Here is a 23147-nt window from a genome sequence, read left to right as displayed (position 1 = left end):
AAAAACGGAACGCAATTATGTCTCTCATGCGTTTATTGGGTAATGTTGTCTGGTTTATATTCGGCGGATTCTTAACGGGTTCAGTCTGGACGCTGGCTGCATTAATTTCTTTCATAACGATAATCGGAATACCGTTCGGCATAGTATCCCTCAGGATCGCTGTTTTTTCTTTTTGGCCGTTCGGAAGAAGGATAGTCGATAAGCCGGATACCGATGCCGGTAAATCAATCAGTTTATTCGGCAATATTGTATGGTTTATATTATGCGGTTGGTGGCTTGCCGCAGGCGAACTTATTGCCGCTTTCATATCGGCTGTTACCGTTATAGGCATTCCATTTGCGTTGCAGCACCTGAAATTGGCAGGACTTGCGCTTATGCCGTTCGGAAAAGAGATCGTAAAAATACGATAGCCAATCGCTCCCGTCGTGTAAACCTAAGATTTATCATTGCATTTGGGACATGTTGATATTCCAAGCACGCTATACAATGTGCAATGCCCGGTAATGCCGGTCAATAAAGCCATAAAACTAACTATAAACAGTATTATGGCAAGATCCTTTAAAGAACCAAGCACAATAAATCCCACTGCCAAAAGAATGATCCCTGTAACGATACGCACTGCCCTATCGGTTGTCCCTTCGTTAATTTTCATAAATATTACCTGCCCATATTTTATTTAAAAATATATACAAAAATCCCCCCGCGATACAATTAAATATCGAGGGGGGCAAGATAGTGAATAATGCTGCGAACTTTATATTAGTACGACGTTCCAGATACAAGCAAAGGCGTACTGCTATAATCGTTTACGGCATATATCTGCATATTGGTACCGGTAAAATTAGTTCCCGCTAAAGCCGTAAAGCCGGCTCCGCATGCTCCATTTTTTGGTGCGATCCATATCAATTTTGAAGGCTTCGGCGCAGCAGCAGCGGCCGTTGTTAAACCACTAACTTGATAGTAGAAATATAGCGTTCCTCTCGGCAGAAAACCTAAATCACCGAAACCGCCTGATGCCTTTGTCGTTGATGTCGTTGATGTCGTTGATCCAACTTTAAAAATACTACCGACACAAGTAAACGGCTGCGCATCAACCTTGACCACCGTGCCAGATGGATAAAAAGGATGCGTAGAAGTAAGCGCCTTTGCAGCAGGCAATGTTCCTGTGTTTGAATTCGCTCCCGCGCTGATATAGAATGAGTTCGTCGCATTGAATGCTATCTCATCCGTAAATATCGCACCCAGGTTCGTTTTGGCCTCACTGTCCTTTGCCCTGTTGACATAGCTTAAATAGGTCGGGATCGCTATTGCCGCCAAGATACCGATAATGGCAATGACGATCAAGAGCTCAATAAGGGTAAAACCTTTCTTACCTTTTTTAAGTCTGTTAATGTTCATTTTGTTGCCTCCTTGAGGTTAATATGTTAATTTCAGTTAATTCAAATTACTGTATGTATCTTTATACTTATACATATGACACATGTAATAAGAAGCATACTTTATGCCAAAACACAAAAAACACCAAATTAATCTCAATCGCAGACTTTACGCCTCTTTTGACAAATTTCACTAAAATTATATTATATATAAACGTATGTTATTTGACAAAAATTGTCAACCTATAATTCAGATTCTATGTTTATGTTCTATAGCGGTTTGATTTTACTATGCTCTACGGGTATAACAAAAATTGTCACTACTTGACAAAAAATGTCATATATTGGGACGGCGGTCATTTTTCTCGGCTTTCGGGCATCTTTTCCAAGAGGTTTTAAACACAGCGAGGCATAATGTTTAAAATTGTAAATTTTATAGACAAAATTTAAACTATGTATTATAATTATTAGAGTACAGGCAAGGTTTGTGATTTATGGTGTTTTATAAAAAAAATGGGGGTATTGCCAAGTGTTTAATATTTTTAGAAGGGAGGGTCTGTCCGGGGATATAAGGCAGATAACTCCCGATGACGCTTTCAAAAAATTATCGGAAAATACAGAGGGAAACACCGTCGTTATAGACGTGAGGGATCCTAATGAATTTAGCGGCAAATTGGGACATATAGAGGATGCGAAATTAGTCCCCATAAAGATTTTACCGCTGAAAATTGAAGAATTGGCACGGTATAAGGATAAAGAAATAATAGTGGTTTGCCACAGCGGCGCCAGAAGCTATTCGGCATGCATAATGTTTAAGCGGCACGGTTTTGATAACGTTTACAATATGAAAGGCGGTATGCTTTTATGGAAAAAAGCCGGATTTGAAACGCATATTTAGTAAATTTGGATAAAGTATGAATAAAAACGATGATAAGGGTAAGGAATTTTATGTTTTCGTCGTGTCCGATTCTACCGGTGAAACCGCTGAAAAGGTTGCGAGGGCGGCGTTATCCCAGTTTTCGATTCCGGACATCCATTTAAAGAGATATCTCTTAATAGATTCGGAATTAAAATTAAGGGAAATGATTATGAATGCGGCGGATAAGGGGGCTTTAGTCGTTTTTACTCTTGTTAAAGACGGACTTAGGAATATTATGCTTCAGGAATCTGCCGAGAGGGGTATCGTCAGCATAGATATCATAGGACCGGTTTTAAATTCCATTTCGCGTATTTTAGACCTGTCTCCTGAAAGAAAGCCCGGTTTGATTCACAGGGTTAACGATGAATATTTCAAAAGGATAGATGCATTGGAGTATGCCGTAAAACACGATGACGGACAGAGGGTGGATGAGATATCTGAATCGGACGCTCTCATACTCGGGGTATCTAGGACTTCCAAAACGCCTTTATGTCTGTTTCTCGCGCAAAGGGGCTTTAAAGCTGCCAATATTCCGATAATAGATAGTCAGGCCATAAATGATGCCGTTTATAACATTCCGAAAGAAAAGATATTCGGCTTGGTCGCCGACTCCGCCAGAATTTCAAACTTGAGGAAAGAGAGATTAAAAAGGATGAGGCTTCCATTCTCGAAGGACTATGCATCCGAAGAATCCATAGAGAAGGAGCTGGTGCATTCCAAAAAGATATATGCCAAATTAAACGCCTATGTCGTAGATATTACCGAGAAATCGATAGAAGAAGTTGCAGCGGACATAATATCCCGAATAAACAATAGGTGAAAGTTAACCATGGAAAAGGGGAATGATTTTAAATGGATTTTGATGCCGCAGTTGCACTGATAGACGATTATTCCAAAAAAAAAGGAGTAAAATTAGAGGCTTATTTATTCAACTCTACGGTATTAAAAATGGAATCGGAAGACGGCTCTATTTCTAATTACGCAGACGCCGAAACAAGAGGACTCAACGTAAGGCTGTACGATAAAAACAGAATAAGTTTTTCTTACTGTCTCGGTTTGGAAAAACAGAAGGTTAAGGATACCATAGATAAGGCCGCTTCGCTTTTAAAGTTTATGGACGAAAACGACTATTCCGGTTTTGCCGAAAAGGAAGGGAATGAGCAAGAGCCGGCTTTAGCGGAGAAGTTAGGTATTTATTCTTCGGATTTCGATGAGATAAGCATGGACAGGAAAAAATCTCTTTTGATGGAGATGGAAGAAACGGCATATTCTTACGATAAAAAAGTATATAAAGTCGATAAACCTACCTATTCGGAAACATTGCTTTCTAAAAGATTTTATAATTCCAACGGGTTAAATCTGTCTTCTAAAAAAACGTTTTATGAAATATTTTTATCCGTGGCAGCCCGTGAAAATGATGATACGGGTTCCGGATTCGATTTCAACTTTACTCACTGCTTCGATGAGCTGACGTTCAAAAAGACGGCTATGAATGCCGCAAAGAAAGGGACGGAGCAGCTTGGAGCCAAGACCGTTTCCAGCGGAAGCTACAACGTAATATTCGACAATTTTACCTCATCGGAGCTTCTCGGCATATTGAAACAATCCTTTTACGCAAATAATGTCTATAAAAAGAAATCTTTATTGGAAGGAAAATTGGGAAAAAAGGTTTTTTCCGACAAACTCGATATTATCGACGACGGACTCCTATTCGGAGGCGCATCGACCGATATGTTCGATAGGGAAGGGGTTAAAATGCAAAAAAAGGTTTTATGTTCGTCGGGTGTCGTCAATACCTTTCTTTATGATGTCGAGTATGCAAAAAGGTTCGGCGTAAGACCTACCGGAAACTCGGTCAGTCGATCCTTTACACTTCCTCCGGACACCGGTTCCGCCAATTTTTTTATAAAAAACGGTGACGTTATGCTTATAGACGTCGTAGGTTCCGTTAAGAACGGGCTATATATAGACGAACTTATGGGACTTCACATGGCAAAGCCTTATACCGGAGAATTTTCACTCGGAGCTTCCGGATTTTATATTAAAAACGGAAAAATAGATTTTCCGGTAAAAGGAATCGTGGTAAGCGGCAATTTAATGCAGTTATTTAAAGATGCAGCAATGATTGCAGGGGATATCAGATTTTTTGGTTCTACCGGTTCGCCCTCTATTTTATTTGAAAACGTACAAGTTTCCGGCAAATAAGTAAACGGATTGCGGCATACTTATGTTTTCTTAATTAACGCACTACAATTAACGGAGTATATTCAAATTGGTCGTTAAATTATTAAAAGGTATTTTCGGGACGAGTAATCAAAGAGAGCTTTCCAAGTTAAAGCCCTTAGTAAATGAAATTAATTCTTTGAATGCTAAATATTCAAAATTTACCGACAACGAACTCAGGGCGGCTACCGCTAAATTCAAGGAAGAGTTTAAAGACGTCACTCCCGCCGAACAGAGCAAAAAGTTAGACAGTATGCTTCCGAATGCGTTTGCGGTTGCGAGAGAGGGTATTAAAAGGGCATTAAATATGTTTCCGTTTGACGTCCAGCTTATCGGCGGAATAGTTTTGCATTCGGGAAAAATTGCCGAAATGGCGACCGGAGAAGGTAAGACCCTTGTAGCCGTTATGGCTGCTTATCTCAACAGTTTAACCGGCAAGGGCGTACATGTTATTACCGTTAACGACTATCTCGCCAAAAGGGATTCGGAGTGGATGGGAAAAGCATATAAACTTTTGGGTCTTTCCGTAGGCGTAATAACCACCGATTTGGACGACAAGGATAGAAAAAAAGCCTATAACTGCGACGTAACGTACGGCACCAATAATGAATTCGGTTTTGACTACCTGAGAGATAATATGAAATTTTCCCTGTCCGATTACGCTCAAAGAGAGTTAAACTACGTAATAATAGATGAAGTCGATTCCGTCCTTATAGACGAGGCAAGGACCCCGCTTATAATTTCAGGGGAATCGGACGAGGCTACCGAACTATATTATAAAGCCAATAATACCGTGAGTTTTTTAAAAAGGGATTCGGATTATACCGTAGATGAAGAATTAAAGACCGCAATATTGACGGAGGAAGGCATAGAGAAGGTCGAGCATGCTTTAAATATAAACAATATTTACGACCCGAGGCATTTGGATATGCTTCACGCTATAAATCAGTCTCTGCGCGCGCATGCATGTTATTTTAAGGATGCGGATTATTTGGTCAAAGATAATCAGGTTCTTATAGTGGACGAATTTACCGGACGGCTTATGACTGGCAGGCGTTACGGGGAAGGACTCCATCAGGCGTTAGAGGCAAAAGAGCACCTGAACGTGGAGGGAGAGAATCAGACTTTAGCCACGGTAACCTTTCAAAATTTCTTCAGAATGTACAAAAAACTTTCGGGAATGACCGGTACGGCGGATACGGAAGCGGAGGAATTTAAAAAGATATACAATCTCGATGTAGTCGTGGTGCCTACCAACAAGCCCTTGGTCAGAAGGGGTCATCCGGACTTAGTTTTCGCAACCGAGGCCGAAAAATTTAACGCCGTATCTGAAGAAATCATAGAAAAATACAAAACGGGACAGCCGGTTTTAGTAGGAACCGTTTCGGTCGAGAAGTCTGAAAGGCTTAGCGCTATTTTAAAGAAAAAGGGAATTCCACACTCTGTTTTGAATGCGAAAAATCATATAAAAGAAGCACATATTATTACAAATGCCGGTCAGCGAAAGTCTGTAACCATATCGACTAATATGGCGGGAAGGGGTACCGATATCGTCCTTGGAGAAGGGGTGGTAGATCTCGGGGGGCTGCATGTTATAGGGACTGAAAGGCATGAATCGAGGCGCGTAGATAATCAGCTGAGGGGAAGGTCGGGCAGGCAGGGGGATGTCGGTTCCTCCAGATTTTACGTTTCGTTGGAGGACGATCTCATGAGGATATTCGGTTCCGACAAGCTTACTCCCTTTCTTGAGAAATTGGGACTAAAAGACGGACAGGCGATAGAACACAGCATGATATCCAAGGCTATAGAGAATGCGCAGAAAAAGGTCGAGGGACACAATTTCGATATAAGAAAAAATCTCATAGATTACGACAACGTCATGAACAAACAGCGGGAATTAATATATTCTTACAGAAAGGTGATCCTTCAAATAGAGAAGCTTTCCGATTTTTACGACGAGATTTTATTTGATATCGAATCCTTAACGGAGTCTTATTTCGAAAGCTACGTTCCGGAGAAAACTCATGGCGAGAACTGGGATATAGAGGGTCTTTTCGAGATAATAAAGGTAAATATGTCCATTGATATACCGTCGCTTCCGGCAAGTTTTTTTAACACGAGTGCAATACCCGGTTTGTACGGCGACGATAAGAATACCGGAGAAAATAAGGATACTGCCCTGAATAGGGATGCATTGATTGCCGCATTGAAGGGGGCGACAAGGGGCGAACTTTTAAAGATTATTGTAGATCTGATTAAAAAGAATATAGAAAATAAAATATCCGAATTTCCCAAAGATGAATTGATAGATATAGTCAAGGCATTATACCTTCAAGCGATGGATAATCTTTGGAAGGATGCCTTAACTTCTTTGGAGACGCTGAAAGAAGGGATAGGATTAAGGGGTTACGCTCAGGTAAATCCTTTAATAGAATACCAGAAAGAGGCTTACGAATTATTTATAAACATGCAGTTCAGGATGAAAGAAGAGGCGTTAAACTCTATTATGACCGTTCAGTTTGAGGAGAGCATGAACACGGACGATATTTTTGCAGGCTCCGGTCTTTATTCAAACGACCTTATTCTAACGCATGACGACATAAATGAGGCAAATTCCGAGGATGGCCGGAAGCAAAAGCCTATAGTAAAACCTAAAAAAATAGGAAGGAACGAACCGTGCCCCTGCGGAAGCGGAAAAAAATATAAGAATTGCCATGGAAAAAATTAACAACCTTTTATTTTCGGCAAAATATTGCGGAATCAAGAAAGAAGCGGAGAAGGGCAGGCGTTTTGATGTAGGATTGGCGGTGTTTAAGATTCCGACAAGGGTAAGCGCCGTTTTTACTAAAAATAAGATAAAGGCCGCTCCCGTCGTTATTTCTAAAAATAACTCAAGAAACTTGATTAATGCGATTATCGTAAATTCCGGAAATGCGAATGCATGTAACGGAGAATATGGTATTTTGGATGCGGTCAGGGTTACGGAAGCGGTTTCAAAAGAAATAGGGGTTGAAAAAGATAATATTTTCGTATGTTCTACCGGCGTTATAGGCGAAAGACTCAAGGCGGAGTTCATAGAAAGCATTATTCCCGAATTGGTCGAATCTGCCGATGAAAGCGGTTTTAACGACTTTGCCGAGTCCATAATGACGACGGACACTTTCACGAAAACGGCATCTGCGGATATTTTGTTGGACGGCAAAAAATATGGAATAATAGGCACCTCGAAAGGATCTGGCATGATAATGCCGAATATGGCAACGATGCTTGCCTTTATTTTTACCGACATTCCCATTGAAAGAAGATTAGCCGATATTATGTTTAAAGAGTGCGTGGACGTTTCCTTCAATTCCGTTACGGTTGACGGAGACACCTCGACTAACGACACCGCGGCATTTTTTTATCCGGATGCGCCGCAAGCCTTGAAATGGCCGTCGATTAAACAATGCGACGCAAATTACGACATCGTAAAAAAAGCGCTTTTATACGTGTGTATGGAATTAGCGAAAATGATTGCAGTCGACGGAGAGGGGGCTACAAAACTCATAAAGATTACGGTTGAAAATGCCTATACGGAAGAAGGCGCAAAAAAGACCGCCCTTATCGTTGCAAATTCGCCTCTCTTTAAGACCATGATTACAGGGGAGGATTTAAATCTGGGCAGGATAATGGCTGCGATAGGAAGGTCTCCCGTTAGAATGAGACCCGACAAAATAGATGTTTATATAGGCGATAAAATAGTGGTCGAAAACTCTGTGATTTCCGGAGAATTAAGCGAAACCGAGGAGAGGGCCCTTTTATCTCCGGTGGAAATAGATTTAAAGATAGACCTGAATTGCGGCAAGAGCAGTCGGACGGTTTTGACATGTAATCTTACTAAGGAATATATAGATATAAACGCATCATACAGGAGTTAATTTTTGTATCTAAATTTATGAAAATTCCTGTTTTATATTATCACAAAATAGATTTTCCTAAGAAAAATGCGGTTTATAAGGGTTTATATGTAACTCCGAAGCAATTTAAGAAACAGATGTTTTTATTAAAGCGCTTAGGTTACAGAACGATAAGACCGGAAGATGTTTTGTCTTTCGTCAAGGGGCATAAGCTGTCCGTAAGAAAACCGTTATTAATTACTTTTGACGACGGGTATGAAAATAATTATATAAATGCCTATCCCGTATTGAAGAAAGTCGGTTTTTCTTCAATGATATTTATAAGCGCCGGCTTTGTCGGAAAAAAGAACGTTGTTTCCGACGAAAGAGAAAGAGTACTTGAGGATTTTTTAAATATAAAAGAGATTAGGTCGATGGCGGACGACGGGTTTTTTATCGGCTCACACGGAATTAACCACTATTTTTTGGATAAATTAGGGGAAGGTGTTTTGATAGATGAATTGACAGCCTCCAAGGCATATTTGGAAAATATACTTAAAAGCAGCGTGGATTTTTTTTCGTACCCGTTTGGTTCTTATAATGCAAACGTTATGAGGGCTGTTAAAAAAGCCGGTTATTCGGGCGCGTTTACGACGACCAAGGGAAGAGTAGGGGTCGGAGATAATTCTTACGAATTAAAAAGGATACCCGTTAACGGATATAATAATATTTTTAATTTCCTTTATAAAATAATTTTCTTGCAATAAATGCATAAAAATGATAAAAAGATAAATTTAGTATATATTAATTAAACCGTACCCGTCTGAACTAATTTGTGCTTGAAGCGTATTGTCGCAGGCGGGGAGAAAAAAGCGCAAAATAATAAGGAGAAGAAGAAATGCCATTTAATCTTACAATTAAGCAGTTATTGGAAGCAGGTGTCCACTTCGGTCATCAAACCAAAAGATGGAATCCAAAGATGAGATCCTATATATATGGGGCAAGAAACGGGGTTCATATAATAGATCTTCAAAAATCAATGCCTTATATAGCATCGGCTTACGCCAAGTTATTTGAAATAGGCGAAAGCGGCAAAACAGTTCTCTTTGTAGGCACAAAAAGACAGGCAAGTCTCATTGTAGCCGAAGAGGCACAAAGGTGCGGTATGCCTTACGTAAACGAAAGATGGCTCGGCGGGATGCTTACCAATTTTGCAACTATCAAGATTTCCATACAGAGACTAAAAGAATTGGAAGCCCTTAGGGAATCGGAGGAATTTTCCAAGTTTACGAAAAAAGAGACGGCTAAGATGGAAAAAAAGATAGATAAGCTTCAAAAGATTTTTAACGGTATCAGGGAGATGTCAAGCATACCGGAAGCCGTTTTTATAGTCGATATTCATCGTGAAATAATTGCGGCTAATGAAGCCAAAAGGCTTTCCATTCCCATAATCGGGATTGCCGATACAAATGCAAATCCGGACTTTGCCGACTATTTAATTCCGGGAAACGATGATGCCATAAGGGCAATAAGGCTGATTCTATCCATTATGGCGGACGCCGTCGCGGAAGGAAAGAAGGCTCGCGACGAAAAAGCCAACACAGGTAAAACAGTGACCGCGGACGCAGAAAACATTACCGAAGAAACATTTTCGGCGGCAGGAGATATTCCGGCAATCGGGCCGGAGATTCAGGCTTCAGGAAAAACCGGAGAGGAAGCCGATATATCCATTTAAATATTTAAAATCATAATCTATAGCCTATTTATTGCAATTGTTACGATTTATAGGTTTGCAAGAGGAGGAACGACAATTGGAAAAAGCACGAAGCATAGGTGCGGAACTTGTTAAAAGCTTGCGTTCTTTAACGGGAGCAGGGTTTGTTGACTGTAAAAACGTTCTTACGGAAACCGACGGCGATTTAGAAAAAGCCGTTGAGTTAATGAGAAAGAAAGGGCTTGCAAGGGCGCAGAAGAAAGCCAATAGGGAAGCAAGAGAAGGGTTGATATATTCTTATATTCATGCCGGCGGAAGAATAGGCGTTTTATTGGAAATTAACTGCGAAACCGATTTTGTCGCCAGAACCTCTGAATTTCAAGAACTTGCAAAAAATATATCTATGCATATAGCAGCATCCAATCCTCTTTACGTCAAAAGGGAAATGCTCCCCCCCGAACTTATAGCAAAGGAAAAGGAAATTTATAGAGAACAGCTTATCTCCATAGATAAACCCCAGGCGGTTAAGGAGAAAATAATATCCGGAAAATTGGAAAAATATTACAAAGACGTTTGTCTATTAGAGCAGCCGTTTATTAAAGACCCGTCAAAGAATATCTCTTCCATAATAGAGGAAGAAGTGCTTAGGCTCGGTGAGAATATAGCCTTAAAAAGATTTGTAAGATATCAGTTAGGGGAATAAAATGGCGGGATATAAGTATAAGAGAATACTGCTCAAGGTTAGCGGCGAGGCATTGGCCGGCAAAAATAAGTGCGGTATCGACCCTGCCGTTATAAATTTCGTCTCAAAAGAGATAAAAACCGTTGTCGAAACGGGGGTGGAGATTGCCATTGTTATAGGCGGCGGTAATATTTTCAGGGGGTTGGGTCCGTCGCATAAAGGATTGGGCATAGAGCGTTCTCAGGGCGACTACATGGGTATGCTTGCAACGGTTATTAATGCCCTTGCGCTTCAGGCAAGTTTGGAGGATAACGGTATTATTTCAAGGGTTCAAACGGCTATCGCAATGCAGCAGGTTGCGGAGCCGTATATAAGGCGCAGGGCTTTGAGACATTTAGAGAAAAAAAGAGTCGTCATATTCGCCGCAGGGACGGGTAATCCTTATTTTACCACCGATACCGCCGCTTCTCTAAGGGCGATAGAAATTCATGCCGACGTAATACTCAAGGCAACGAGAATAGAGGGCGTTTTTAGCGACGACCCGCTTATAAACAAAGATGCGGTAAAGTTCAAAAGTCTTTCCTATATAGAAGTGCTGAATAAAAATTTAAAGGTTATGGACTCCACGTCTATTTCTTTGTGTATGGATAATGAACTGCCTATAGTGGTTTTTAATCTTTTGATTTCAGGCAATCTTATAAAAGCGGTGAAAGGCGAACCCATAGGCACCATAATTAAATAAAGATTTTTAATAAATTTAAGGTGACGCAATAATATTATGGATGAAACGGAATTTATCAACGAAACTAAAGATAAAATGTCTCGGTCGGTTCTCAGTTATCAAGGCGAGCTGTCCAAGGTAAGAACGGGAAGAGCCTCCGCCGGACTTATGGACAGTATAAACGTAGAGTGTTACGGCTCTGTCTCTCCGTTAATCAGGCTTGCCTCTGTTTCTGTGCCAAACAGCAAAACGATAATGATAAACCCGTGGGATGTCAGCTCTCTTTCTGCCATAGAAAAGGCTATTCAAAAATACGACTCGTCTTTAAATCCTTCCAACGACGGAAAAAGTATAAGCATTATCATACCGGTGTTGACCAAGGAAAGACGAAAAGAAATAATCAAACAGATATCCAAATTGTCCGAATCTATTAAACAGGAGGTAAGAAATTGCAGGCGTACGGCTAACGAAAGGCTTAAATCCTCCGAGAAGTCTAAAGAAATATCTTCCGATATTTCTTTTAGAATTCAGAAAAAGATTCAAGAGTTGACTGATGGTTTTGTCAAAGAAATAGATGCACTGACAAAACGTAAAGAGAAAGAAATTATGGAAGTATAAAGAAATATGAATTTTAAGAACATGCCGAATCATCTTGCCATTATTATGGATGGAAACGGAAGATGGGCGAAAAAGAGAGGTTTGGACCGGATACACGGACATATTGAGGGTATTAAATCTTTAAAAACCATCATCAAAGCGGTGATGGAATATAAAATTAAATATCTTACTGTTTATGCTTTTTCTTCCGAAAACTGGCAAAGACCGGAGTCGGAAGTCGATTCGCTCATGACCCTTCTTGATGAATACATTAGGATTGAGCTCTCATATCTTATAGAAAATAAAATAAGACTCGGTTTTATAGGCAATATAGTTAAAATTCCGGAAAAATCGAAGAAAGCCCTCCTTGATGCGGCAGACAGAACGAAAGATTTCGACTCTCTTTTTTTAACCCTTGCTTTGAGTTACGGTTCCAAGGAAGAAATATTGAATGCCGTTTCTAAAACGGCTGAGGATTTAAAACAGGGCAAAATTGCTTCTGCGGATATAAACGACAATCTTTTTTCTTCTTATCTTTACACGTCCGGCATGCCGGATCCGGATATGCTTATCAGGACAAGCGGCGAACGGAGAATATCCAATTTTATGCTTTATCAGATTGCCTATACCGAAATATATTTTACAAAAACGCTATGGCCGGATTTTCGGAAGAAGGATTTAATCAGAGCATTGCAAGATTATGAAAAAAGGATAAGAAGATTTGGAAAAACGGATATTTGATTATAAGAGATTTATATTCGGAATAATTTTCGGCATTACGATAATTATATCTATATTTTTTCTTAATAGATATGAATTTTTCTTTGTTTTAATAGTCTTAATAGCATTATCCGTTTACGAAATATTCGGTTTATTCGATTTGAGCGGATATAAATATTTTATCCTTCCGGAAATACTTTCCATATCGGTCGCCTTTTCCTTTGCTTTTTTAAAAGAGAACCTGTTTATATTTACGATTTTTTTATCTATTTTACTGATTCTTTTTAAAAACATTGTCTTTTTTAAGAAAGATAGCGGAAAGAGTATATTTTTAGATATTTTTTCTATATTTTACGCAGGTTTTTTTATATCTTTTTTATTAAAGATTTTCGAGTTGAGCGGCGGCAGGCTGCTGCTCTTGTTCCTGTTTATACTTGTATGGGCATCCGATATCTTTGCTTATTACGGCGGCAGGCGTTTCGGCAGGCACAAGCTTTTTCTTTCGTTGAGCCCTAAAAAGACGATTGAAGGCTCATTGGCGGGGTTTATATCGGCAATCTTTGTGGCTCTTGTTTTTAGAGCCTTTATAAGCGACTATGAGCAATTTACCTTGGTTTTCTTCATTTTTTTGTCTTCGGTTACTATTATTGCCGGAATGACAGGGGATTTAACCGAATCTTTAATCAAAAGAATCGGAGGAAAAAAAGATTCCGGGTATCTGATTCCGGGTCACGGCGGCATTTTAGACAGGATAGACAGCCTTATACTTGCAGCGCCGGTTTTTTATTATATCATTGTATTTTATTGGAAATTTTAACAAACGGGTTAAACTGACCATGCGTAAAATATTTCTTGCGGGTTCTACCGGTTCCATCGGCAAAAACGCTGTGGAAGTAGCGTTTTCGTATCCGAATAAGTTGAAAATAACAGGTATAGCCGCCGGTCATTTCGGAGCGGAACTTAAAGGGCAGGTTATAAGACTGAAGCCGTCATATTGTGTCCTTTCTTCAAGGGCGGAATCGGATAAGGCAAAAAGCACATTGGAAAATATGGTCGGTATAGAAACAAAATTTTTATTTGGAGAAGAGGGCTTAAGGGAAGCGATTTTTCATGGCGATTTCGATATTGTTTTAAACGCTATAAGCGGTTCTGCCGGTTTAATGCCGTCCTATTGGAGCCTTAAGGCGGGAAAAGATTTGGCGCTTGCTAATAAAGAATCCATGGTAATGGCGGGCGAAATTTTGAATAGAACAGCCGAATCTTCGAAGGCTAAAATAATTCCGGTAGATTCCGAACATTCCGCTCTGTTTCAATGTTTGAACTGCGGTAAAAAATCCGATGTGAATAAACTGATACTTACCGCATCCGGCGGTCCGTTTTACGGCAGGGATAAAGCCTCATTTAAAGAAATTACGCCGGCTATGGCCTTAAATCACCCGAAATGGAAAATGGGAAAAAAAATAACGGTTGACTCTTCGACTTTGGCAAATAAAGGGCTTGAAATAATAGAAGCCTATTTTTTGTTCGGCATAGACGAAAAATATATCGATGTTTTAATACATCCTCAGGCGGTTATTCATTCCATGGTGGAATTTAAAGATGGCTCCATAATCGCTCAAATGGGTCAACCCGACATGAAGGGACCGATAGGTTATGCCCTCTCTTATCCTCGGCGTTTTCATTCCCTCATGAAGCCTCTAATGCTTGCGGATATTGCCTTTATAGAATTTTTTAAGCCGGATGCCGAAAAATTTCCTTTTCTGAGACTTGCAAGGCAGGCCCTAAGAATCGGCAAGAGTATGCCCGCTGTTTTTTGCGAGGCAAACGAGTTTTTCGTAAATTCGTTTTTGAATGAAAGAATATCTTTTAACGGTATAGCGGAAAATGTGGAAAAAGTTATGGAAAAATACAATCCGTCCGAATTGAACGACATAGAAGACGTAATTGCGGCAAAGAGACAGGCCGCAATATTGTCGAGGGCTGTTTAAAATTTTACCAATTTTTTATTTATTTATTATATAATCGTATAACATGGTAAACGGTTGCATAACAGGGGTGTCTACGGCTTATGATAATAGAGTCTTATTTGGGCAAATATCCGAAGATTGATGAAACGGTGTATCTCTGCGAGAACGTAGTTATTACGGGAGATGTCGAGATAGGAAAAGATTCGAGCGTATGGTTCGGAGCCGTAATCAGGGGGGACGTCCATTACATAAGGATAGGCGATAATACTAACGTTCAAGACAATAGCATTCTGCACGTACAGCACGATATCGGGCCGCTTACGATAGGAAACGGGGTTACCATCGGGCACGGCGTAAATCTTCACGGATGCGATATTGGGGATAACTGCCTTATAGGCATCGGCGCTATCATATTGACCGGCGCACGTATAGGCAAAAATTGCATAATAGCTGCGGGAACGGTAATAAAGGAAAATGCCGTTATACCGAACGGCTCTCTGTCTGCGGGGGTTCCGGGTGTTATAAAAAAGAGCCTTACCGATAAGGATATAAGCGCCGTAAGGGAATCCGCAAGCAATTACGTAAAATACGTCAAAAATTATAGAGGATATTAAGGGCGGTTAATAAATGTATGCAGCGATAGATATAGGGACGAATACCATAAGATGTTTAATAACGGATTTAAAAAGCAATGTTTTGAATCCGTTGTATGTTGACATGAAAGTAATCAGGCTCGGCGAAAACTTTAAAAAAAACGGGATAATAACCGGCGCCTCGATTCAAAGGCTAAAAAAGGCATTGAGAATATATGTTAAAAAGATGGAAGAGTACGGAATTAAGCCCGACAAAGCGGTTATAACCGGTACCAGCGTTTTAAGGGAAGCCCCTAACGCATTGGATGTTAAAAATATCGTATACAGGGAATCGGGGTTAAAACTCAATATTATAAGCGGTGAAAAAGAGGCCATGATTACCCTCAAAGGGATTTCTTCCTGCTTTAATGATTTAAACGAATTTTATTCCATAGATATAGGCGGGGGTTCTACCGAGTATGTCTGCGTTAAAAACGGACTGCCTTTATGGAAACACAGTTTAAATATGGGTGTCGTTCACCTGTCGGAGGAGTTAATAAAGTCCGACCCGTTATCCCTGGAGGATATAAGAAGATTAGAGGGGGAGATAGACTTGCAGCTTGCTTTGTTAAAAAAGGAAATACTTAAAAACGGGTATGTATTTGAACCGTTAAATTTGTTTGGTACGGCAGGAACGGCAACAACGCTTGCCATGGTAGATTTAGAGACCGACGATTACGATAGAAACAAGATACATGGGTATTTTTTAAAGAGAGACAATATTGCAAGGATCTATAAAAAGTTTATAGATAATAAGGTCGAAGACAGGCTGGGCATTAAGGGTGTAGAAGAGGGCAGGGAAGACCTCGTTCCGGTTGGCGCGGCTATTATGTTAAAAAGTTTGGATTTTTTCGGTGTTTCCGGACTTACCGTTTCCGAGTGCGGCTTAATAGAGGGTCTTATTACAAACGGAGGGGAAATATAAATATTATTACGATTATTCAAAAAAGAGGAAGGGAGAGATGAAAGAGATTATACGGGAAGCATTGAGTTTTGACGACATTCTTATAATTCCGGATTATTCGGATATACTTCCGAAAGATGTCGATCTAAAAACGAAATTTTCTAAGAATATAGACCTGAACACCCCGTTAGTCAGTGCGGCCATGGATACCGTTACGGAGGCTAGGATAGCTATTTCGTTAGCCCGGGAAGGCGGCATCGGTGTTATACATAAAAATCTGACCGTACAGAAACAAAAATCAGAGGTCGAGAAGGTTAAGAAGTCTGAAAGCGGAATGATCATCGATCCTATAAAGGTTAAGCCGGACGATAAAATATCCTATGCGTTAGAACTTATGAAAAAGTTTATGATTTCAGGCGTTCCCGTCGTTAATGGAGATAAATTGGCAGGGATACTTACCAACAGGGATTTAAGGTTTTCGGTTGATCTCAATGAAAAAGTTGCCGATATTATGACTAAGGAAAATCTCATTACCGTTCCGGTAGGCACGACCTTAGAGGATGCAAAAAAAACCCTGCATGAAAAAAAGATAGAAAAACTCTTAGTGGTGGACGAAAATTTTAACTTAAAAGGATTGATAACCATTAAGGATATAGAGAAAATTAAAAAATACCCTAATTCCTGCAAAGATTCCAAGGGAAGACTTCGGGTTGCGGCTGCAGTCGGAATTTCCGAGGATACGGAGGAGAGGGTCAACGCGCTTGCGGATGCAAAAGCGGACGCAATAGTTATTGATACCGCCCATGGGTATTCCAAGGGCGTTATAGATATGATAAAATATTTAAAGAAACGTTATTCGGTTGATATCGTAGCCGGAAATATTGCCACAGGAGAGGCGGCGGCGGAGTTAATTAAGGCAGGAGTAGATGCCGTAAAAGTCGGTATAGGTCCGGGTTCTATTTGTACTACGAGGGTCGTGGCCGGCGTGGGCGTTCCGCAATTGTCCGCAATAATGGAATGTTCCGCCGCATACGATAAAAGCGGTGTTCCGGTCATTGCCGACGGCGGAATAAAGTTTTCCGGGGATATCGTGAAAGCCCTTGCCGCCGGCGCAAATAGCGTCATGATAGGTAATCTTTTTGCCGGAACGGAAGAGAGTCCCGGCGAAACGATAATCTATCAGGGAAGAAGCTATAAGGTTTATAGGGGCATGGGTTCGCTTGGAGCAATGGTAATAGGCTCTAAGGACAGATATTTTCAATCACATATAAGAGATGAGTCTAAGTTCGTTCCGGAGGGCATAGAGGGGAGAGTCCCCTATAAGGGAATGCTTTCGGATACGGTAAATCAGCTGATAGGCGGTTTACGCGCGGGAATGGGCTATTGCGGCGCTCACGATATAGAAGAGCTGAGAACCAAAACAAAATTTCTTAAGATAACATCGTCCGGATTGAGGGAAAGTCATGTCCACGATGTCATTATAACAAGGGAGGCGCCTAATTACAGGCTTGACTAATGCAGGATGAAAATTCCCCACTCTAAAATACTCATAATAGATTTCGGCTCGCAATATACCCAGCTTATTGCCAGAAAAATAAGGGAAAATAGCGTTTATTGCGAGATATATCCGGTAACTTCCTCTATTAAAAAAATAAAATACTTTGAACCGGATGCGATAATACTTTCAGGGGGTCCCTCTTCCGTTTACGATAACGGCGCTCCTTTTATATCAAAAGAAGTATTGGAAATAAACGTTCCGTTTCTGGGAATTTGCTACGGCATGCAGGTTATGGCATATCTTATGGGAGGCACGGTAAAGCCTGCAAATAATCGCGAATACGGGCATTCCAATCTTGACATACTCAAAAAAACCAAGCTTTTTAAGGGATGTAAAAAATTGAGTCCCATATGGATGAGCCATGGGGATATTATAGTAAAAGCCCCGGATAATTTTATCGTAACCTCTCGAACTGAAAATTGCGATACGGCATCCTTTGAAAACCGCGAGAAAAAAATGTACGGGCTTCAATTTCACCCCGAAGTAGCCCATACGGTTTACGGCAATAAGATATTAAATAATTTTTTATTTGATATCGCAGGCGTTGAAAAAGACTGGAAGTTAGACGACTTTATTTCAGGCAAAGTACTGGATATCGCAGGGCTGACAGCCGGTAAAAAGGCTATATGCGCCCTTTCGGGAGGGGTAGATTCCACCGTTGCCGCGGTTATTGCGAACAAAGCTGTCCGCAAAGGGCTTAAGTGCATATTCGTCGATAACGGTTTATTGAGGGATTCCGAGGCAAAATCGGTTATGAAATATTACAGAGAAAACCTTGATTTGAACGTGAAACTCGTGAAAGCCTCCGGCTTGTTTTTGAAGGCATTGAAGGGAGTTGTCAATCCGGAGAGAAAGAGAAAAATTATAGGCAGGCTCTTTGTGCAAATATTTGAAGAAGAGGCAAAAAAGATGAACGGGGTTGATTTTCTCGTTCAGGGGACGCTTTATCCCGATGTTATCGAGTCGGTCAAGATTTTCGGCTCTTCAAGCGTCATAAAAAGCCATCACAACGTGGGGGGGCTTCCAAAAAAATTAGGTTTAAAATTAATAGAGCCTTTAAGGGAATTATTTAAAGACGAGGTCCGCATAATAGGAAAAAACCTCGGAATTCCGGATGAGATAATCAAGAGGCAGCCGTTTCCGGGTCCCGGATTGGCTATCAGGATAATCGGAGAGATTAATAGAAAGGGGCTTGGAATCCTGAGAAAGGCAGATGCGATAGTAACCGAGGAGATAAAAAACGCCGGATTATACGATAAAATATGGCAGTCCTTTCCTGTTTTGATTCCGATTAAGACGGTAGGGGTTATGGGGGACGAAAGAAGCTATGAATCCCTTATAGCACTCAGGGCGGTAAGTTCCTCCGACGGTATGACTGCGGACTTTGTAGAATTGGACTACAATATATTAAGGACCTGCGCCGCAAGAATAATTTCTGAAATAAAAGGAATTAACAGGGTGGTTTACGATATTACCTCAAAACCGCCCTCTACGATAGAATGGGAGTAAAAATGAACGAGTTCGTCCATCTTCATATGCATTCACATTACAGCCTCTTAGACGGGGCCATTAAAATAGACGATATCGTAAATAAGGCCGTCGAACTCAATATGCCTTCCGTTGCCGTGACCGACCATGGAAATATGTTCGGCGCGGTCGAGTTTTACGAAAAGGCGGTTAAGAAAAATATTAAGCCGGTGATAGGCTGTGAAGTATATGTGGCAAAGTCCGATAGAAAACTTAAAAATGCGAATGAAAAATATTATTATCATCTGATATTGCTTGCGAAAAACGAAGAGGGCTATCGTAATCTATCTAAATTAGTATCTAAATCTTATATAGACGGTTTTTATTACAAGCCCAGGATCGATAAAAATATTCTTACGGAAAACCATAACGGCTTGATAGCCCTGTCTGCCTGTATAAAAGGGGAGATTCCATACAACATAATTCGGGGAAATTACGATCTTGCGGAAGAAAGCCTCAAATATTATTTAAATCTTTTTAAGGACGATTTTTATTTGGAGATGCAGGTTCAGGGTTTGGAGGAACAAAAAACGGCGAACAATGGGCTTCTCGATTTGGCACAAAGATACAGCATACCGCTTGTAGCCACCAATGACTGCCATTACCTCTTGAAAGACGATTATGAGGCGCATGACGTCCTATTGTGTATTCAGACCGGTAAAACCGTGGAAGATAAAAACAGAATGAGGTTTTCGACGAAAGACCTTTATTTTAGGTCTCAAGAAGAGATGAAAGAAATTTTTGCGGAATATCCCCCGGAGGCTATTTCCAATACCAAAATAATAGCCGATAAATGTAATTTTTCATTTAAACTCAAGGGTGGGCATCACTTCCCGCAGTTTAAATCCGACGAAGACGATCTTTCGGTCTCAGAGCGCTTTGAGCAGAAGGTTAGAAAGGGGTTTGAGGAAGTTTTTATAAATAATCCCACCAAAGCGGCCGCGGTGTCCTATTCTGACAAGCCGAAAACCTATGGCGAAAGATTGGATATGGAAATAGAAGTAATCAAAAAATCTAATTTTTCCGGATATTTTTTAATCGTTTCGGATTTTATAAAGTATGCAAAAGAACATGATATTCCGGTAGGTCCGGGCAGGGGTTCGGCAGCGGGCAGCCTTGTGGCATATTGTTTAAAAATTACGGAGATAGACCCGATTAAATACGATTTAATGTTTGAAAGATTTCTCAATCCGGAAAGAATAAGCATGCCGGATATAGACTCCGATTTTTGCATAAACGGCAGGGACGAGGTTATTAAATATGTTTCCGACAAATATGGAGAAGAGCAGGTTTCGCAAATAATAACATTCGGAACCATGCTGGCGAAGGCGGTTATACGCGATACCGGCAGGGCGCTCAATATGCCTTACGCCGAGGTCGATAAAATCGCCAAATTAATTCCCGGTACGCCCGGCATTACGCTTGAGGATGCAATTAAGGAAGAGCCGAAATTTCGCAGTATGATAGATACGAATCCCAAGGTTAGAAAACTGATGGAAATAGCAAAGAGGTTGGAGGGGCTTGCAAGGCATGCCAGCACGCATGCCGCCGGAGTAGTTATATCCAACGAACCTATATATAACTATATGCCGCTATATAAGGGGACAAAAGCTACGGATGTCGTTACCACTCAATATACGGGGCAGGATTTAGAAAAATTGGGATTTATTAAATTTGATTTCCTGGGTTTAAAAACGCTTACGGTAATGAAAGAAGCCATTGCCCTTATAAATGATTCGAAGGCAGGGCTTTCAGAATCCGAATTTAATATATACGATATAAATTTAGACGACAAGCCGGCGTTTAAGCTTTTATCTTCAGGGGATACAACCGGCGTTTTTCAGCTTGAAAGCTCCGGCATGAAAGAACTGATAAAAAAACTTGCCCCGAATTCGTTTGAGGATTTAATACCGCTCGTTGCTCTTTACAGGCCAGGGCCGTTAGGCAGCGGCATGGTGGACGACTTTATTAACGCAAAACACGGCAGGGTTAAAATACGCTATATTCATCCCCTGTTGAAAGATATATTAAAAGATACGTACGGGGTAATATTATATCAGGAACAGATAATGAAAATAGCCACTGCCCTTGCAGGGTTTTCAATGGGAGAGGCGGATGTTTTAAGGAAAGGAGTCGGTAAAAAACAGGCGGAACTTATAGAACAAATGAGGGATAAATTTATTGGCGGCTGTAGTACGAACGGTATAGAAAAGACAAAAGCCGTGAAGATTTTTTCATTGATTACTAAATTTGGAGAATACGGTTTTAATAAGTCGCATTCTACCGCATATGCGTATATTGCGTATATGACGGCATATTTAAAGGCTAATTATAAAGAACATTTTACGGCGGCGCTGTTATCAAGTGAAATGTCCAATACCGATAAGCTGACAAAGATAATAAACGAGGTGAAGTCCGGGTTTAATTCCTGCGAGATATTACCCCCTTCGGTCAGTTATTCGGCGGAAAGGTTTATTATAGTTAAAAACGACGAGGGAAAGTTCGTAATTCGCACCGGTCTGGGGGCGATTAAGAATGTCGGAAAGGCTGCCATAGATTCTATTTTGCAAAACCGCGAGGATGGGGTATTTAAGGATTTACCGGATTTTTGTTCGAGAGTGGATACGCGGAAAGTGAATAAAAGAACGATAGAGAATCTGATTAAAAGCGGGGCATTAGATGTTGGGGGTGAGTCCAGAAAGTGGATGTTGGATAATTTAGAAGGTATAATGGGGGAAGCCAATTTTAAAAGAGAGAAAAGGAATTCCGGGCAGTTTGAGCTTCCGCTTTTTTTCGGAGACGAATTAAACTACGATAACGGGAAAAATGATTCTTTTTTGATAAATGAGGGAGAAAAGGATGACAGAAAGTCTATCCTTGCATTCGAAAAAGAATCGTTAGGATTTTATCTTTCGGGGCACCCATTAGACGGATATGAGGAAAAAATCAAACTTATAGCGACAAAGAGTCTTTCGGATATCGCAGCGGAATACGTTAATTCCGGCGGAAAAGCAGTCAGCGGTGTTTTTAAAATGTGCGGCGTTATAAATCAGCTAAAGATTCATAAGACAAAGAATAATGATAAAATGGCTTCTTTCATACTGAATGATAAAAGTCTCAACGTTCAAGCCATTCTTTTTCCGAAAAATTACTTAAAATGTGAAAATATAATAGACACGAACGAACCGGTTGTTTTGACCGGAAAGATAGATTTTTCGGAGATAAACATAAACGACGTCTCCATGCAGATAAACAAGATAGACGGAGGCGAGCAGACAAAGGATAAAACAAAAGCGGGGCGTTTAGAATATGGAAGTTACGACGATTTAAACTTGGATATCAAGGTTATCGGGGAAAATATCGAGTTGTTAGACAGCCTGAAGATAAGAAAAACCCCCGCATCAGTCAAAATTATTAAGCCCGTTAAACCGGTAGAACCTAAGGTCATCGAACCCGCAGAGGTATGCATCATTGAGATAAATAAAAAGATAACGGAATTCGGCGCTCATGAATTTAATAATTTATTAATAGAATTGAGAAATAATTTATCAGGTTCAAAAGGCGATTCTAAGGTTATATTAAGGATATCGGGATATAACGTGGTGTTTAACGGGAACATCAAAGTGAATAAAATTCTGTTTAAGTCTAAGTCGATATCTCTCGGATGTTTAAATATTTCATAATTCTGATATAATTGTTTTTATAGATTATTTAGTAATACTCAAATTAACA

Annotated in this window: 21 protein-coding genes; 19 read left to right on the top strand and 2 right to left on the bottom strand. The window is 40.3% G+C overall.

What is annotated here, in order from left to right:
- Nucleotides 1-26: 26 nt before the first annotated feature.
- On the top strand, nucleotides 27-410 hold the full coding sequence (locus ACMCNP_RS02340; protein ID WP_419314351.1) for a YccF domain-containing protein: 384 nt from the start codon (nucleotides 27-29) through the stop codon (nucleotides 408-410).
- Nucleotides 411-433: 23 nt separating this feature from the next.
- On the opposite strand, the gene ACMCNP_RS02335 is transcribed toward ACMCNP_RS02340, so the two are convergent.
- Together ACMCNP_RS02335 and ACMCNP_RS02330 are read right to left on the bottom strand one after the other, a co-directional pair.
- Entirely contained in the window at nucleotides 434-652 is a 219-nt protein-coding gene (locus tag ACMCNP_RS02335; protein WP_419313289.1) for a YgaP family membrane protein, read from the bottom strand.
- Nucleotides 653-759: 107 nt separating this feature from the next.
- Nucleotides 760-1398: a prepilin-type N-terminal cleavage/methylation domain-containing protein gene (locus tag ACMCNP_RS02330; protein WP_419313287.1), complete on the bottom strand. Its 639-nt coding sequence runs from the start codon at nucleotides 1396-1398 to the stop codon at nucleotides 760-762.
- A 507-nt stretch (nucleotides 1399-1905) separates the two neighbouring features.
- Here ACMCNP_RS02330 and ACMCNP_RS02325 point away from each other — a divergent pair.
- The 18 genes from ACMCNP_RS02325 (at nucleotide 1906) to dnaE (ending at nucleotide 23098) form a co-directional block, all read left to right on the top strand.
- Nucleotides 1906-2274 (top strand): rhodanese-like domain-containing protein, encoded by a 369-nt coding sequence (locus ACMCNP_RS02325; protein WP_419313284.1) that lies wholly within the window; start codon nucleotides 1906-1908, stop codon nucleotides 2272-2274.
- 16 nt (nucleotides 2275-2290) lie between these two features.
- Nucleotides 2291-3115, top strand: a complete 825-nt coding sequence (locus ACMCNP_RS02320) for a pyruvate, water dikinase regulatory protein (protein ID WP_419313282.1) — start codon at nucleotides 2291-2293, stop codon at nucleotides 3113-3115.
- A gap of 32 nt (nucleotides 3116-3147) precedes the next feature.
- Nucleotides 3148-4500: a TldD/PmbA family protein gene (locus ACMCNP_RS02315; RefSeq protein WP_419313279.1), complete on the top strand. Its 1353-nt coding sequence runs from the start codon at nucleotides 3148-3150 to the stop codon at nucleotides 4498-4500.
- 67 nt (nucleotides 4501-4567) lie between these two features.
- On the top strand, nucleotides 4568-7246 hold the full coding sequence (gene secA, locus ACMCNP_RS02310) for a preprotein translocase subunit SecA (protein WP_419313278.1): 2679 nt from the start codon (nucleotides 4568-4570) through the stop codon (nucleotides 7244-7246).
- Nucleotides 7233-8435, top strand: a complete 1203-nt coding sequence (gene argJ, locus ACMCNP_RS02305) for a bifunctional glutamate N-acetyltransferase/amino-acid acetyltransferase ArgJ (RefSeq protein WP_419313276.1) — start codon at nucleotides 7233-7235, stop codon at nucleotides 8433-8435. Before secA ends, argJ begins: the two co-directional genes overlap by 14 nt.
- 17 nt (nucleotides 8436-8452) lie before the next feature.
- Complete coding sequence (locus tag ACMCNP_RS02300; protein ID WP_419313274.1) at nucleotides 8453-9160, top strand: polysaccharide deacetylase family protein; 708 nt, start codon at nucleotides 8453-8455, stop codon at nucleotides 9158-9160.
- 131 nt (nucleotides 9161-9291) lie between these two features.
- A complete protein-coding gene (gene rpsB / locus ACMCNP_RS02295) occupies nucleotides 9292-10128 on the top strand; it encodes a 30S ribosomal protein S2 (RefSeq protein WP_419313271.1) in 837 nt (278 codons plus the stop codon).
- Nucleotides 10129-10204: 76 nt separating this feature from the next.
- Complete coding sequence (gene tsf / locus ACMCNP_RS02290; RefSeq protein ID WP_419313268.1) at nucleotides 10205-10810, top strand: translation elongation factor Ts; 606 nt, start codon at nucleotides 10205-10207, stop codon at nucleotides 10808-10810.
- Nucleotide 10811: 1 nt separating this feature from the next.
- Entirely contained in the window at nucleotides 10812-11531 is a 720-nt protein-coding gene (gene pyrH / locus ACMCNP_RS02285; RefSeq protein WP_419313266.1) for a UMP kinase, read from the top strand.
- 36 nt (nucleotides 11532-11567) lie between these two features.
- Nucleotides 11568-12128, top strand: coding sequence for a ribosome recycling factor (gene frr, locus ACMCNP_RS02280; protein WP_419313264.1), 561 nt, complete (start codon nucleotides 11568-11570; stop codon nucleotides 12126-12128).
- A gap of 6 nt (nucleotides 12129-12134) precedes the next feature.
- Nucleotides 12135-12848 carry an isoprenyl transferase gene (locus ACMCNP_RS02275; RefSeq protein ID WP_419313262.1) on the top strand — a complete coding sequence of 238 codons (714 nt, stop codon included), beginning with the start codon at nucleotides 12135-12137 and terminating at the stop codon, nucleotides 12846-12848.
- The gene (locus tag ACMCNP_RS02270) at nucleotides 12829-13644 is read left to right on the top strand and encodes a phosphatidate cytidylyltransferase (RefSeq protein WP_419313259.1); all 816 of its coding nucleotides are present in this window, start codon (nucleotides 12829-12831) and stop codon (nucleotides 13642-13644) included. The genes ACMCNP_RS02275 and ACMCNP_RS02270 overlap by 20 nt, the downstream gene beginning before the upstream one ends.
- 19 nt (nucleotides 13645-13663) lie before the next feature.
- Nucleotides 13664-14815, top strand: coding sequence for a 1-deoxy-D-xylulose-5-phosphate reductoisomerase (gene dxr / locus ACMCNP_RS02265; RefSeq protein ID WP_419313257.1), 1152 nt, complete (start codon nucleotides 13664-13666; stop codon nucleotides 14813-14815).
- Nucleotides 14816-14895: 80 nt separating this feature from the next.
- The gene (locus ACMCNP_RS02260; RefSeq protein WP_419313255.1) at nucleotides 14896-15408 is read left to right on the top strand and encodes a gamma carbonic anhydrase family protein; all 513 of its coding nucleotides are present in this window, start codon (nucleotides 14896-14898) and stop codon (nucleotides 15406-15408) included.
- A 13-nt stretch (nucleotides 15409-15421) separates the two neighbouring features.
- Nucleotides 15422-16351 (top strand): Ppx/GppA phosphatase family protein, encoded by a 930-nt coding sequence (locus ACMCNP_RS02255; protein WP_419313252.1) that lies wholly within the window; start codon nucleotides 15422-15424, stop codon nucleotides 16349-16351.
- A gap of 37 nt (nucleotides 16352-16388) precedes the next feature.
- Nucleotides 16389-17846: an IMP dehydrogenase gene (guaB, locus tag ACMCNP_RS02250; protein ID WP_419313249.1), complete on the top strand. Its 1458-nt coding sequence runs from the start codon at nucleotides 16389-16391 to the stop codon at nucleotides 17844-17846.
- 6 nt (nucleotides 17847-17852) lie between these two features.
- On the top strand, nucleotides 17853-19397 hold the full coding sequence (gene guaA, locus ACMCNP_RS02245; RefSeq protein ID WP_419313246.1) for a glutamine-hydrolyzing GMP synthase: 1545 nt from the start codon (nucleotides 17853-17855) through the stop codon (nucleotides 19395-19397).
- Nucleotides 19398-19399: 2 nt separating this feature from the next.
- A complete protein-coding gene (gene dnaE, locus ACMCNP_RS02240; RefSeq protein ID WP_419313243.1) occupies nucleotides 19400-23098 on the top strand; it encodes a DNA polymerase III subunit alpha in 3699 nt (1232 codons plus the stop codon).
- The last annotated feature ends 49 nt before the right edge of the window (nucleotides 23099-23147 follow it).

The organism is Candidatus Acidulodesulfobacterium sp. H_13, assembly GCF_048541835.1.
GTDB lineage: Bacteria > SZUA-79 > SZUA-79 > Acidulodesulfobacterales > Acidulodesulfobacteraceae > QIJE01.
The sequence above is the reverse complement of the archived record's forward strand: the minus strand, read 5'-3'. Positions and strand labels throughout refer to the sequence as shown.